The organism is Saccharibacillus brassicae (assembly GCF_006542275.1).
Taxonomy (GTDB): Bacteria; Bacillota; Bacilli; order Paenibacillales; family Paenibacillaceae; genus Saccharibacillus; species Saccharibacillus brassicae.
Window position 1 is genome coordinate 4,972,301 of sequence record NZ_CP041217.1, and the last position, 15,332, is coordinate 4,987,632.

Annotated in this window: 9 protein-coding genes; 7 read left to right on the forward strand and 2 right to left on the reverse strand. The window is 48.6% G+C overall.

Annotated elements, in window-relative coordinates:
* Nucleotides 1–107: 107 nt before the first annotated feature.
* Nucleotides 108–2,534 carry a glycoside hydrolase family 31 protein gene (locus tag FFV09_RS20770; RefSeq protein WP_141449608.1) on the forward strand — a complete coding sequence of 809 codons (2,427 nt, stop codon included), beginning with the start codon at nt 108–110 and terminating at the stop codon, nt 2,532–2,534.
* A gap of 19 nt (nt 2,535–2,553) precedes the next feature.
* Here FFV09_RS20770 and FFV09_RS20775 read toward each other — a convergent pair whose 3' ends face one another.
* Nucleotides 2,554–3,381, reverse strand: coding sequence for a helix-turn-helix transcriptional regulator (locus tag FFV09_RS20775; protein ID WP_170315099.1), 828 nt, complete (start codon nt 3,379–3,381; stop codon nt 2,554–2,556).
* A 170-nt stretch (nt 3,382–3,551) separates the two neighbouring features.
* Between FFV09_RS20775 and FFV09_RS20780 the strand changes: the two genes are divergently transcribed.
* The 6 genes from FFV09_RS20780 to FFV09_RS20805 all read left to right on the forward strand — a co-directional run bounded on the left by FFV09_RS20780 (nt 3,552) and on the right by FFV09_RS20805 (nt 12,008).
* Nucleotides 3,552–5,228 (forward strand): hypothetical protein, encoded by a 1,677-nt coding sequence (locus tag FFV09_RS20780; protein ID WP_141449610.1) that lies wholly within the window; start codon nt 3,552–3,554, stop codon nt 5,226–5,228.
* An 81-nt stretch (nt 5,229–5,309) separates the two neighbouring features.
* The gene (locus tag FFV09_RS20785) at nt 5,310–5,885 is read left to right on the forward strand and encodes a helix-turn-helix transcriptional regulator (protein WP_141449611.1); all 576 of its coding nucleotides are present in this window, start codon (nt 5,310–5,312) and stop codon (nt 5,883–5,885) included.
* 192 nt (nt 5,886–6,077) lie between these two features.
* Nucleotides 6,078–7,064 (forward strand): ABC transporter permease, encoded by a 987-nt coding sequence (locus FFV09_RS20790; RefSeq protein ID WP_141449612.1) that lies wholly within the window; start codon nt 6,078–6,080, stop codon nt 7,062–7,064.
* Nucleotides 7,065–7,079: 15 nt separating this feature from the next.
* Nucleotides 7,080–7,961, forward strand: a complete 882-nt coding sequence (locus tag FFV09_RS20795; RefSeq protein WP_141449613.1) for a carbohydrate ABC transporter permease — start codon at nt 7,080–7,082, stop codon at nt 7,959–7,961.
* Nucleotides 7,962–8,056: 95 nt separating this feature from the next.
* Nucleotides 8,057–9,532, forward strand: coding sequence for an ABC transporter substrate-binding protein (locus FFV09_RS20800; RefSeq protein WP_141449614.1), 1,476 nt, complete (start codon nt 8,057–8,059; stop codon nt 9,530–9,532).
* Between the two features lie 100 nt (nt 9,533–9,632).
* On the forward strand, nt 9,633–12,008 hold the full coding sequence (locus tag FFV09_RS20805) for a right-handed parallel beta-helix repeat-containing protein (RefSeq protein WP_141449615.1): 2,376 nt from the start codon (nt 9,633–9,635) through the stop codon (nt 12,006–12,008).
* 133 nt (nt 12,009–12,141) lie between these two features.
* Here the strand turns inward: FFV09_RS20805 and FFV09_RS20810 are convergent, their stop codons facing one another.
* Entirely contained in the window at nt 12,142–15,261 is a 3,120-nt protein-coding gene (locus tag FFV09_RS20810; protein WP_170315100.1) for a glycoside hydrolase family 2 protein, read from the reverse strand.
* Nucleotides 15,262–15,332 lie beyond the last annotated feature (71 nt).

Below are 15,332 nucleotides of genomic sequence, written 5' to 3' on the forward strand. Positions count from 1 at the left end.
CAGACAACTATCTGAAGTAAAATGACCTCGTCCTATAAGAGCGAAATTAAATAAAATGAATATACCCCAGCGATTGGGCCGAATCAATCAAATATAGGAGGGTTACGATGTTAATTGCAGATCGACGCAAGCAGGCGAAGATTGAACAAGTCGTAAAAAATGAACACGCTTTAATTTTGGAAACCGCAAACGGCAGCATTAGAATCGAGCCTTTTTCAGAGGCTATTCTCAGAGTGACCTATACGTTGAGAGCACAATTTTCAGACATTCAAGGGTTGGGAACCCTGCCAAAGTTAGAGGTGTGCCCATGGGATTACACGGAGCAGGAATCTACGATCACGCTCGCTACGCGGAAAATAAAGCTTGTTATCGAGAAAAATACGAGCGCGTTTTCTTACTATGATCATCAAGGCACACTGCTGACCAAAGAACCGGCCCGCGGCGGGAAACACTTGAACGCCTTTGATTCGTACAAAACGGTATTGGACGAGCACAGCGTCGTGGAGAAAATCGAGACACCCGACGGAGTCAAGGAAGTGGTACGCGACGCCCAAAAAGTATTCGACCAAACGCTCTACCAAACCCGATTGGAATTCGAATGGTCCGAAGAAGAAGCGCTGTATGGGTTGGGCCAGCAGGAGGAAGGCAGTCTCAATTTGCGGGGGACTCGCCAATACGTGCACCAAGCCAATATGAAAATAGCCATACCCGTATTGATTTCCACCCGAGGGTACGGAATCCTGCAAGATACCTATTCTCCTTTGATTTTTAACGATAATGAATATGGAAGCTATCTGTATAATATAGCCGCATCCGAATTGGATTATTATTTTATCCATGGAGAGAACTTTGACGAGATCGTCAGTGGTTATCGCAGCCTGACGGGGCGGGCGTCCCTGCTCCCGAAATGGGCGTTTGGCTATATGCAATCATTGGAGAGATACGAGACCGAGCAAGAAATCATTGATACAGTCAAGGAATATCGACGCCGTCAGTTACCTCTGGACAGCATCGTGCTGGATTGGCAGTCGTGGGAAGAAGGCAAGTGGGGACAGAAGACGTTTGATCGTTCCCGTTTTCCGGACGCAAAAGGGATGACAGATGCCTTGCACGACAATGGCGTTCATTTCATGATTTCCATTTGGCCGAATATGCACAAAAGCACGGAAAATCATGCTGAAATGGAGCAGGAGAATGGCTTGTTCCAACAATCCGAAATTTACAATGCGTTTGATCCACACGCAAGAAACCTGTACTGGAAACAAGCAAATGAAGGGTTGTTCTCGCAGGGGATCGATGCTTGGTGGTGCGATGCCAGCGAGCCGATCACTCCGGAATGGAATGCATTCGTGAAGCCGGAGCCCGATCAGAATTATTTGGCGTTTCATGATACGGCAAAGATCTATATGGACGAGACCCATACCAATGCGTATTCCCTGATGCATGCCCAATCGATTTATGAAGGGCAGAGAAGCGTGACCGATACAAAACGCGTGGTGAACCTGACAAGAAGCGGTTATACGGGGCAGCAGAAATACGGCACGATTCTATGGTCGGGCGATACGTCCGCAAAATGGAAAACCCTGCAAAATCAAATTCCGGCAGGACTCAATCTCTGTGCGACAGGCATGCCTTATTGGACTGTGGATATCGGAGCCTTTTTTACGAAGCAGGGCAGTATGTGGTTCTGGGATGGCGACTTTGAAGACGGCTGCGCAGATCTGGGTTACCGCGAACTTTATACCCGATGGTTCCAATTCGGCGTGTTTCAACCGGTCTTTCGTTCTCATGGAACGGATACGCGCCGAGAGATATGGCAGTTTGGGGAAAAAGGCGAAATGTTCTATGATACGCTGGCTCAATTCGATGAACTGCGCTATCGGCTCTTGCCTTATATTTATTCCATGGCCGGCATGGTCACGCTCAAGGATTATACGATCATGCGATTATTGGCTTTTGATTTTATGGAAGATCCCGAAGTTTTTAATATCAAAGACCAATATATGTTTGGCGGGGCGCTTATGATCTGTCCGGTTACGACCCCGATGTATTATGACAAACAATCGGTACCTATTGAAGGCGCGGACAAGACAAGAGACGTATATTTGCCTGCCGGAGCCGACTGGTTCGATTTTTGGACGCAGGAAAAATACGGCGGAGGACAGACCGTAACCGCAACAGCTACGCTTGATCGGCTGCCGGTATACGCTAAAGCCGGATCGATGATTCCAATGGCCGAAGTTGCGCAGCATAGCGGAGCCAGCTCCGAGAGTGAAATGAAGTTGGTCATCTACCCGGATGCCGATGCGGCTTTTACGATATATCAAGATGAACAAGACAATTACAATTACGAACAAGGCGATTATGCCACCATCGATTTGAGCTGGAAGAATGAGTCGAACGTTTTGACCATCGAGAAGCGTGCGGGACGTTATGAAGGCATGGAGGATTTCATTACTTTTATTGTCGAAGTCATTGGAAAAGAGTCCAAAACGATTATCTATAAAGGAGATGAAGTCACCTGTAGTTGGTAGAGCGTGCGGGTGACACAAATCACAACATCAATTCCCCGCGATTCATATATGCCGACGGGGACATGCCCTTCTTGCTTTTGAAAACTCGAGTGAAATAAAAAGGGTCGTTAAACCCGCATCTGAACGAGGCTTCGCTGATCGAATAGCCCAAAGCCAAATATTCAAGAGCTTTGACTACTCTTATGGAATTCAGGTACTCCATCGGTGTCTCACCCGTCAACATCTTGAAGCGTTGTCCGAAATAAGAGGGAGTCAATTCCGCCAGATCGGCAAGCTCGGTCAAAGTATGTCTGGACGCACAATGTTTCTTCATATATTCCGCGACTTTCCGGATTTGTTCATCGCCTTTTCTCGCTGAATACGATTCGCCCGAATCTCGAAGCAGTTCCGAGAAAATGTTGAGCAAAATACTCCGGCAGCGAATCATCCGACAAGAAGAGGGATCGCTCCATACCATGGCCAAGTCCGTGAACAGTCTGGAGAGTATGGCGAAATTGCCCGGATAGGAGCAGCGATTCAACGGCAGCCGTTCAACCGTGGAGAGGGTACCGTTCTGTTCGTCCTGAATCAGCGTCTGGACCATGAAATTCCCGCCCAAACAATGCAAAGGTTGGTCTGCCGAGGAAGAGTAGCCGAAGCTATGATTCATGGGATGATGGAACAGCTGGCCGGTATACATGTCCTGTGCCTCTCCGTTCATATAGCATGTGCCTCTGCCGGATACGACCAGCATCGCATTATGAAAGCCGCGTTTGCCTTCGGGCACGGACCATGAAGGATGGGCATGTCTGTTCACGATATGAAGAGGGGTCGGGATGTTGTGATCCATAAGCGAGAAATGATCCATTCCACACATTCGTCCTTTCGATTGATGATTACCAATATTATACTCAAATTCTACTAGGAAAACGATAAATTGTGCAGGTTTCAAATAATTCGTACAGGGTCAAATCGTAAACACGGCTTATAATGATCGGTATTGAATATAAACCGGATCAAACAAGCGGAGGACAGAAAATGAGACTGCTGAAAAAATACGGGTCAAGAAAATATTTGCTGCGCATCCTCCTCAGCGTAAGTCTTTCTGTCGTTCTTTTGCTGATTGTGTCCGGGTGGGCGATTTATGTGAATTCCGAGAAGACGGTCTTGAAGGTGCAGGAAGAAGCCAATGCCAAAGTGCTCACCCAAATCAACTACAATATCGATTACATGAATGTTATCGTCAAAAATTTGGCCGTTTCTTTATTTTTTGCTCCCGAAAGCGTCTATTTATTGAACAGCCGGGAAATGGACAACCGCGATTTTTATCTGAAAATGATGAGAATAGAAAATGTGGTAAACACGTCTCCTTTTCTGGATTCCATTATCGTCTATAACAAGCAAACGGATTGCTATTATTCGACCCGATATTCTTCTTCGTGCACAGACGACGGAATGGAAGGGCGGGTGGATCGATATCTGCAAGAAAAAGGCGACCAGGTGCCGAAGATGGAGTTTATCCCACTTCAGAAAGCTGTCGGAGACGATATCGATTTGTTTTCTTTTGTTATGGATGAAGGCGCTCCGAGTGAGTCCGGCTCCAGCAAGCTGATTCTTAACGTAAAATCGGAATGGTTGATCGAGAATATCAATCTGATCAATAAAATAGGCGCAAAAGAAGAAAGCGTAACCTTCATCATGGACCGCATGGGACGTACATTCGATGCGGGCAGGCCGCTGCCTTTTAATGTATCGTCCATGGCTCCCGTTATTTTGAAGCATCGCGATCAGACGCACGTCGCGTTTGACACCTTTATCGCATCGGAAGAAGGGCGAAAATGGATCGTCAGCTACAAAAATATCGGAGCCAACGACTGGCTGATCGTTAGCGCTCAGGATTATGACAACGTATTTGGCGAAATCAATCGGCTGCGATCCGTTTCAATCGGCATACTGCTGGCTTTTATCGTGCTGTCCATTGTCGCTTCCATTGCCGTGAGTCTTATGTTGTACCGCCCAATGAATCGAATGCTCGTTCAGATGGGAAGCTTCAGAATCGCCAACGAAGAAGCACAGTTTACGGCCGGAGATGAATTTTCCTTCATATCCGCCCAATACCGTCTGGCCTATGAAGGGGTCAATCAGTTGAGAAAAGAGCAGGAAGAAAAACAGGGCAGTCTTAAAACCTATATTTTGCGCAGAATGTTAATGGATAGTTCTACAGTAACGGCGCAAGAATTAAGGAATGCGATAGATAGAGGAACGTTCCAGGTTGATTTTGAAAGCCCCATGCTGCTCGTCTTACTGCAAATCGAAGGTAGAAGCCAGAAAAATGAACTTTATCGGTCGATAGAAAAGAGATTATATAAATTTGCTGTAGGCAATATTGCGGAAGAACTGATTTCCCATTCTTTCGTTAACGAAGTGGTGGACATGAAAAGCGATCATTTGGCCGTACTGCTCAACGTGCCGAATTTCGAGCATGAAACAGAGAGGGAATTGGTCAATATTCTCGAACAGGTCCAAGCGATGTTCACTTTGTATTACCGGGTTTCGATAACCGTCTCGGTGAGTGACTTGGTGCAGCATACGGGCGAATTGTCCATGCAGTACGGAAAAGTAGTGGAACGGGGACAGTATCGGTTTATTTACGGCAAACAGTCTCTCATATTGCCTGCAATGGTGCGAAAAAATATGGATAATATTGTATTTTAATTTCCGTTTGCCATTGCCAAAAAACTTGAGGAAAGCATCAAAGCAGGCGATAACAAAGCATTCGACACGCAGATCGACAGTTTGGGCAAGTACGTTCAGCAGCTTAATTACGACAATATGATCCATCTTCTTCTGCATCTCATTTCAATCATCAATCATTCGCTCAAAGAGATAAGCAAGAACAGCATGCTTCCGCTCAACGTCGATTTGAAAGAATTGTATCCACTCATCATGGAGAAAGAGACTTGGGACGAAGCGCAGCAAACGTTAAAAGAAATGTTTAAGGACCTGTCGGCGCTGCGCAAAGATCATTCGAGCGACCAGACCCATTCGATCTTAGTGGACACGATCAAAGACATGATTGAGAACCGTTACCCCGACCCGGATTTGAGCCTTCCATATATCGCCTCCAAGCTGGGAATGTCGACGACTCATATCAGCAAGATTTTTCGGGAAAGAGAACAGACGCCGATCAATGAATACATTAACGATATCCGGCTGCATCATGCAAGGCTGCTTCTGGAAAACTTCGGATTAACGGTCAATGAAATTATGGCACGGGTCGGATTCGGCAATCAAAGCTACTTTTTCAAATTGTTCAAGAAGAAGTACGGGGCAACACCCAAAGAATACCGTACCAAAAAAAACGTGATGTGATAGCGTCAGAAGGTCCTTGCGGATCTTCTTTTTTGTTTTCGGCATGAAAAGGCAAGAAACAGACAAAGAATTCGATTTTACAGTGTCAAAGTACAGTAAATTTGTTTCTTTACAGTATCGCAGCGGCCTTCTTCTATGTGATTGTGTGAATACGAGATCCAATTTCACAGACCCAAGAATAGGAGGGCTCATATGAATCGCCAACAAAAAAGCTGGCTGCAGCATCAAGGGAACTTGAAGCGGAATAAAGCCGGACGAGAAGGGTTTCTTAAAAAAGAGTGGCAGCATCTGATAAAGAATCGCGAACTGTTCATGATGTCGTTACCCGGAGTGATATTCAAATTGATTTTCGCCTATTTGCCTCTTTTCGGTTTAATCATTGCTTTCAAAGAATACAGGTACGATCTGGGCTTATGGGGCAGCAAATGGATCGGTTTTAATAACTTCGCTTTCTTTTTCAGTTCGGACACTGCATTTATCATCACGCTAAATACGATTGTGTATAATTTCAGCTTTATTATCATTGGGACTGTCCTCGCTCTTTTGCTGGCGATTTTGTTGAATGCCGTCAGCCAAAGATTTTTGAAAGCGTATCAAACGGTTCTGTTTCTTCCTCATTTTCTGTCATGGGTCGTTGTCGGCTATATCGTTCTGGCTTTCCTGGATCACCAGCACGGATTGTTAAACGTCACGCTGACCGATCTCGGTCTCAATCCCGTCAAATGGTATCAGGAAGCAGGATACTGGCCTTTTATTATCGTGCTTGCGCAGTTATGGAAAACGGTCGGATTCGCGACACTTATCTATTATGCGGGCATCATCGGAATCGACCCCAGTTATTACGAAGTGGCCAAGCTCGAAGGAGCGTCGCGTTTTCAGGTGATTCGCAAAATTACGTTGCCTTTGCTGACTCCGCTGATCATTATTTTATTCATTGTCGATATGGGCAAGATCTTCCGTTCCGATTTCGGTTTGTTTTATTTTATCCCGAACGATTCGAGCTTCCTTTACGGCGTAACGGACGTGATTGACACGTATGTGTACCGGTCTTTGCGGGTAGCGGGAAACGTGGGGATGTCCACAGCAGTAGGTCTTTACCAATCCGTGGTCGGGTTTATTCTGGTATTGTCCACCAACGCCATCATCAAAAAGTTGAACAAAGACCATGCACTCTGGTAGAAAGGAGGATTTGACATGACAAGCAAACTCAGTTATTCCCGTGTTTTTATCAACGTATTTTTCGTCCTGTTATGCATGCTTATGGTTCTGCCAATCCTTTTGGTTGTCTCCATATCGTTTACCGACGAATCGGTCTTGAATTCGCTAGGCTATCATTTCATTCCGCAGAAGTGGAGCACAGAGGCCTACAGGATCATCCTGGGATCGCCGGCCCAACTGCTTCAGGCTTACGGAGTCACGATAACCGTCGCTGTCATCGGCGGGGTATCGTCCCTGCTGCTGACCAGCATGCTGTCTTATTCGATTTCCCGCCGCGACTATCGATATGCACGCATTACGACTTTTTATGTTATTTTCACGATGTTGTTCAGCGGCGGGCTTGTCCCGTTTTATATCCTCGTCACGCAATACCTTCATTTGAAAGATACGATATGGGCATTGATCATCCCGTATTTGCTGAATCCGTTTTATGTGCTGATCATGAAAGGATTTATGGATAAAATTCCGTCTGAAATCATCGAATCGGCAAAGTTGGACGGAGCGAGCGAATGGAGGATCTTCCTGAAGATTATTTTGCCTCTGTCGACCCCTGCTCTTGCGACAGTGGGATTATTCATTGTATTCACCTATTGGAACGATTGGTGGCTGGGACTGCTGTTTATCGATAATCCGAAGCTTGTCCCGATCCAGCTGCTGTTATACCGGACCATGAATACGATCGAATTTCTCGCCAACAACAGCGGCAATATCAACGTCAGCGTGGACATGTCCCAATTCCCGAGCTTATCGGCCAGAATGGCGCTTGCCGTATTGGCTGCAGGTCCGATGATGTTCGTATTCCCGTTCTTTCAGAAACATTTTGTCAAAGGAATGACGCTCGGATCCGTCAAAGGCTAACGGTTTCAATGTCCCGCAGATCAGGCCTGCCAACAAAGTCTGAACGGGATTTGAACATAAACTCAAAACAGAAAACGGCAAGGGAGGAAAGGTACATGAAAAATAGCAAGAAAAAACTGCTTGGTCTTGCTGCTGTTATCCTCGCGGTAATGACGGTGCTGAGCGCTTGCGGATCGAAATCCAGTGAGGGAGAATCCGAGGTCGAGCTGACTTGGTATCTCCCGTTGGCCGCAATACCGGCCGATGTGCAATCGGTTGAAGACGAGGTCAATAAAATCACGAAAGCCAAAATCAACGCCACAGTCAAATTGAAGGTTCAAACTTTCGGAGATTACACGCAGAAAATGAATACGGTCGTCGCTTCGGGAGAGAAAGCGGATATAATCTGGACCTCGAACTGGAACTTCGATTATGTCCAAAATCAAGCCAAAGGCGCATTCCTTCCGCTGGACGATCTGATTGCGAAATATGCGCCCGACGTGAAAAAAAGCGTACCCGATTTCGTATGGGATTCGTTGAAAATCGACGGGAAAATTCATGCCATACCCAATTACCAAACGGTGACCAACAAAGAAGGCTTTTACGTCCAAAAACGGTTTGCCGACAAATATAACCTGGATGTAAACAGCATTAAGAAGCTGGCGGATATAGAGCCTTTTCTTGAGCAAATCAAGAAGAACGAAAAAGGCGTGACTCCGTTTGTCGTCGATCGCAGAGGGAAACTGATCAATGCACCACGCCAATTCAATCTTGAACCGATCGGGAATTTAAACACCAACGTGATCGGGATCGACCTGGGGAATCCGGATAAAATAATTAACGTATACGAATCGGAAAATTACAAAAAGTATTTGGATTTTATCAGAAGCTGGTATACCAAAGGGTATATCAACGAAGATGCAGCCGTTCTGAAAAACGTCGCCGACCTGTCCAAAACAGGCGAAGTTGCGGTCGACTTCCATAATGCGCTCAAACCGGGAGGGGCGGTAGAACGGAAAGCGACTTCAGGCGGACAGGAGATCATCGAGATCCCGCTCACCGAACCGTATATCACATCGGGTACGACCATAGCGACAAATCAGGCAATCAGTAGAACGTCCGCGAATCCGGAGCGCGCCATGATGCTTATCAATCTGGTCAATACGGATAAAGAGCTGTACAACCTTCTTGTATATGGAATCGAAGGCAAGCATTATACGAAAGTATCCGATAACGTCGTCAAGGTCAAAGAAGATTCTTCTTACAAAGCGGCGGATTGGGTATTCGGTAACGTGTTTAACGGTTATCTGCTGGAGGGCAAAGATCCTGGAGTTCCGGAGGAGACACGTAAAGAAAACGAGTCCGCTATAACCTCGCCGATTAACGGGTTTAAATTCGACAGCGCTCCGGTGGCTGCGGAAATTGCCAATGTAACTTCCGTGATCGATCAGTATGGTCCGGGTCTAAATACGGGCATCGTCGAGACTGAAGATAAGCTGGCCGAATTCCAGAAAAAGTTGAACGAAGCCGGGGCCGAAAAGGTCGTCGCGGAAGCGCAGAAACAGCTCGATGAATGGAAAAAGACGAAGTAAACCAAACGAGAACACCCTCTTCAAGAAGAGAGGGTGTTTAAAAAAAAGATTTTGTAAGCGTTACCAAAAATACAATCCTACACATACCCGGAGGTTTATAATGTTAAATCACAAGCGGAGCTATCCCAATAGCCTCAAGATTATTTGGCTGTTCCTTGTCCTTGCTGTAGTCACTCATACGATTCCGATTCACGAAGCCAAAGGGGCGGCAGCCGTTCAAGCGACTTATTACGTAGCTCCGAGCGGAAGCGACTCCAATCCGGGAACGTCGGCACAGCCTTTTGCCACAGTGGAGAAAGCTCGCGATGTCGTAAGAACGATCAACGCGAACATGACCGGAGATATTTACGTTTATTTGAAGCAGGGCGACTACTATGTCGATCGTACAATCCAGTTCAACGAGCAGGATTCAGGTACGAACGGACATAACGTGTATTACAAAAATGGAGATGCCGTCGGTTCGGCAAGGCTGATCGGCGGACAGAAAGTGACAGGTTGGACGCCGTATTCGGGCAATATTTATAAAACGAATGTAGGAGCAGGATGGAAATTCAATGCCCTGTATGAAAATGGCCGGACAGCCTGGAAAGCGCGTTACCCAAACAAAAGGTCAAGCCGGTACACTATGGCACAAGCCGATTATTTGAAAAGTGAAAACGTAAACGGATCCAGCACCGTTTTGCAGTACGGCTCGGGCGATCTGAATCCGACCGGATGGGATTTGAAAGAAGCTCAAGTCTTTGTATGGTCCGGCGGAACTTGGAATTGGTTTACAGACACAGTGCCGATTACGGGCATCAACACGACGACGAGACAGATCACACTGCGTGAACCTACCCGGTACCCGCTTTACAGAAATAACGCGGGTTCAAGGTATTACGTGCAAGGGGTGTTGGAACTGCTGGATCAACCGGGTGAATTTTACCTGAATTCGGCAACGGGGGATCTCTACTATTGGGCGATAAACGGCGACATCAATACGCAAACGATCATCGCGCCCAAAGTTCAAACCTTGCTCGAACTGAAAGGAAGTGCTCCGAGCAACCGGATCGCCAACATTGTATTTGAAGGATTATCTTTTGAAGCTACCGATTTTACGGATTGGTTCCGGCATGCCTGGATCAAAGCGGGAGACTCGGGAGAGAGTCATGCCTACAACATTTACGATCGGGAGATCAACCTGCCGCATTTGAGAACGGGCGCCATACTGCTGCAAAATTCGAGGTTTATCATGATAGACAAAAGCCATTTTAAAAATCTCGGCTTGAACGCCGTGTATATGCTATTTGATAACGATCATAATACCGTGTCCCGAAGCTGGTTTGAACATATTGGACATAGCGGGATTTTTCTTGAAGGCGGATATCCGGGGGAAGGGGATCGAAACAACTCTCATCTTCTAACCAACAACAAAATTGAATATGTAGGTGAAACGGTAGGCAATGGCGGCGGCATCTATGTGATGAATTCAAGTAACAATGAAGTATCGTACAGCGAAATTTCCAATAGCCCGCGCTATGCCATAGCCTGGAAAACGCGCTGGGAGCCGCCTGCAAGCGAGAAATATCTCAAAGACAATGTGTTCAAATATTTGAAAATCTCCAATAGTGCACAAGATAGCGGCGACACGGCTCCGGTCTATGCGGTAGGCGTCAACACCATAAATGAATACCTGAATGTCAATAAAGTGATCCAGGTAACGATTGACAACACGTATGCGCATCCAAGCATGACGGATTATGCGCCGTATGGTGTATATATGGACGATAAGTCCAACGCCCAATATTTCGAGAACGTAGAAGTTACAAACGTTCAAAACAGTCAAAGGCGGAACAATTCGGCTACCGGCCATACCGAAATAAATACGAGTTGGAATAACGGCTTCGACAAGTCCAAAATGGACTATGCCAATATTGGATTAAAATCCGACTTTCCGATTGAGTATAACGGGAACTTCTCCGATTCTTTCGAGAATGGATTCACGAACTGGTCTGTCGGGAATGGAACGCCTTCCGCTAATTCATCGATTAAGCATAGCGGAAGCAGCAGCTATGCAATCAACGAAGCTACAGATGTCATCTACAAGACGCTGGGCTCCAGCTACAACAGGGTAGTGTCTCTATGGTTCTATGACGATGCGAGCGACAGTTCCATGCAGAGCATGGCACGCGTGGATAACGGGACATGGAATAACAGCGGTTCTTGGAGAGGTCTGGGCGTGGACACGGCCACCTCTTCGACCCACTATGTGTACCGGGCAGGAACGTCCAAGACGGCCACGAACATTCCCCGTACGACAGGTTGGCATGAGTTGAAATGGGATTACACCTCGGGGACCCAGGTAGATCTGTATATCGATGGGACGCTTGTCGGATCGCCTGTCGGCATTACGGCATTCAAAGGAATTGCGATGGGCGATTTCTGGGCTGACGGCCAAACAGGCAGTAATGCTTTCGATGATGTAGCGGTCCAATAATTCCAAGGGCACTTCACCGGCGATTGCGGCATGACCAAGAAGAGCGAAGTTTAATGTGAAAAAAACCCTATAAGACGCGCGCTTTGAAAAAGCCGTCTTATAGGGTCTTTTTGTGGGAAGTCGTAAATAGAGACTACGGTTGTCCGATCAGCCGCAGGGCGAACTCAGCCGCTACAGGATTGGTGCTGCAGCGGCCGGCAAGCGTCAGCTGGCACAGTACGAGACTCCCGAGGCCGATTCGTTGCTCGACTGCCGCAAGCGCGGGTCCCCATTCTCCCTGGTCGTTGGTATTGCCGCTGAGCAGAATGGGGGATACCTCGCCGCCGGTCGTGATTGTATGACGGAGCAGTGGCATGATCAGGTCTTCTTCCGGGCTGTACCAATGACGGAAGTCTTCGGGACGGAAACCTTCGATGAACCGATGGCCGGATTTTCGGGAGACAAAATGCAGGGGCTGCATGCCGCATGATTTCACGACAATCGGCTCTCCCAACAGCGTATACTCTCCCGGTTCGGATTCGAGGACGACGATCCGGGCACCGCGGGCGGCAAGAGCGGCCAACTCCGGTTCGTGCTCCTGCATAAGCGTGATATCGTCAACGATAACGGTGTCCGGCTGCATGCCTTCCGTCCAATCCGCAGCTGTCAATCCAAGTTCCTCCGCCAGTTGGTAAGCCAACCCGCCTTTGCGTCCAAGAATAGCAGGTTCGGTCCGAGTATCCTTGTCCAGGGTGGCGAAGGAATCCAGACGCGGGAATACTTCGATGTCCAGCGACGTATCGTGCAGCACTTTTCCGGCACAATCGCATATTGCCAAAGTGACCGTAATCCGGGTTCTGGCCTGCGAATTCGGAGCCATAAAGCGGATGAAGCCCTGGAAAGCCGTATCGCATACAGGAATGTGCGCTGCCTGCGAGGCTGTGGCAAGCAGTCGGTCTCCCTCTTTGATCGTACAGTGTACGGACGCATCGCGGGGAACCTCGGTCCGATCGTTACAGATCCAGGCTTCCATCCGGATCTCATCCCCTGTATAACCAGTCAGCCGGTCGGTCCGAAGATTGGCCATAAGCGGCTCAAGAGCGTCCCGGTAAGCGAAATAGGCGGCTTTGGGACGGCGCTCCACATCCATGATCGTCTTCATCCAGCCGGAAGGAAACGCATCGATGAACAAGTGAATGGCGAAGGTGTTCATTCTGCCGTCGCGCCGGAACGCTTCCGTCATGATCCGGGTGGCCCAGGCCTGGTGCTTCTGGCTCTCCTCGACCCAGGCCTTCAGCGTGTCCGGCGTTTCATAGAAGAAGTAATGGAAGCGTCCCGTCTGCGCGCCGACAATAGAACTCGGCGACCAAAGCCGCTCTTCGTCCGAATGGTGCGGCATCCAGCTCGCCGGATACCGGTCTCGCATCAATGGAACCGGGTCCAGCCCTTCGGACCCGAATTCTCCGCAGCCGTAATACCATCCGGGCTTAACGGGCAGCCAGTACCCCTTATGGAGACGGCCAATATCGAGGCCGTGTCCGTTGTACCAGCACGGATAGCAGTGGTTGTCCGGAAGGCTGTCCGATGGCGGATCGTAGTCCCCGTCCACATGCTTGATAACCCGGTCCGGATTATTGAGCCTCACCGCGAGATCCGCCGCCTTGAAAAAATCGAGCAGCTCCGGCCGGGTCAAATAGCGATGGGGCTTGTTTTTCGCGTTCGGAAAAGGTTCGTTGATGTAAGAGACCATGATTGCACAAGGGTGGTTGCGAATCAACCGCTCCATTTCTTCGGACTGGCGGACCGCTTCGCAGAATTGGACGCGGCTCAGAACGCCGAACAGGGGAAGATCCGTCTGGACCATTAAGCCAAGCATATCGCAGTAATCGTATACTTCCGGCTGGACAGGACGCTGGGTAATGCGCAGGAAATTCATATGGCATATTTTGGCCAGAAGAATATCGTCGCGAAGCTGCGTCCAATCTTCCCGCGCTACGCACTGCTGCTCGTGACCCATCGTATTGGCTCCTCGCAGACGGATTTGCTTGTCATTCAAATATAACGACCCTTTGGGAGCAGCTTCGGTTTCCATGCGGAACGTTCTCATGCCAAAATGGGAAGAAGCCGTATCCACCACTTGCCCGTCCATGATCAATTCGACGTGAATCTGGTACAGCCATGGAGTTTCGGACTCCCACAATCGGGCGGACGGAAGGGTCAAAGGAACGATATAACGGTTGTTTCCGCGTTCGGCCAACATGGGGATAGCAGCATTCAGCTTGCCCTCCGCCTTCAGATTGGCTTCCGTAAAAGAATCTCCCAATCCGACCTCAATCCCGGTAGAGGGAGTGAACGTCATCTTCTCGATCACCGTCTGCCGAAAATTCCGTCCATAAACGGAAATTCGAAGTTTCACTTCGGGAGCGGTTAAAGTCTCGTTGCAGACCTCGACCCAGGCCTGCGCTTCCTTCAGGTTCGGCATCGGTCTGACATACAGGGTGCCGATATGGACGGCAGATCGGGCCTCAATCGAGACGCCTTGGTAGATGCCCATTCCTGGAGGACAGTGGTGCCAACCCCGTTCCGGATCGTCGTAGCCGATTCCGGTTGCCGCATAAATCTTGTCTCCTCCCGGGTCGTCGCCGCAGACGAAGTCATTCTCCACTTTGATCAGGATACAATTTGTGCCGATTTTCAGACTGCGGGTCGCGTCAAGCTCGAACGGCGCAAAGAAACCTTCATGCGACCCCAAGTAACAGCCATTGACGAATACATGGGCTTTATAGTCCACTGCCTTGAAGCGGACAAACAACCGACCCGGACGAAGCATCGCTTCCGTTACCTCGAATGAGGTCCGGTACAGGGTGAAGGCACTGCCCAAGGGCTCCCCATAATGAGGGACAGATACTTTCGTCCAGAGGCCCCGGCCTTGCAGAGCGCCCACAAAGTCCAGCTCGTCTTCCGCCGTTCCGATCCGCCAGTCAAACGCTCTCAGCTCCACCCGGAGCCTGCAATCCGGCAGGTCCGGCGCATGCTGCTCCATGTATGGAGCATACTGCTTGCGCATTCTCTCCAGCTCTTCGTCCAGTTCTTCCGCCGTACTCATTTTTCGCTTGGCAACGGGGGCGGATTGGTCCGCCTTGTCCGGGTTGGCCCATTCGAAATATTTGTCTTGGAGCAGGGGAGGCTTTGGCTCCTCAAGCCCTTTGCCGAGCAAGCTCATTCCGCTTGCGGCGATATCGGCGAACGCATCGATTTTGCGATTATCTCCCACCTTCATCCCGTCCTTGTCTATCGAATTTGGTCTCTTTCTATTTTATTCCGAATACTTCGGATGACCATGGA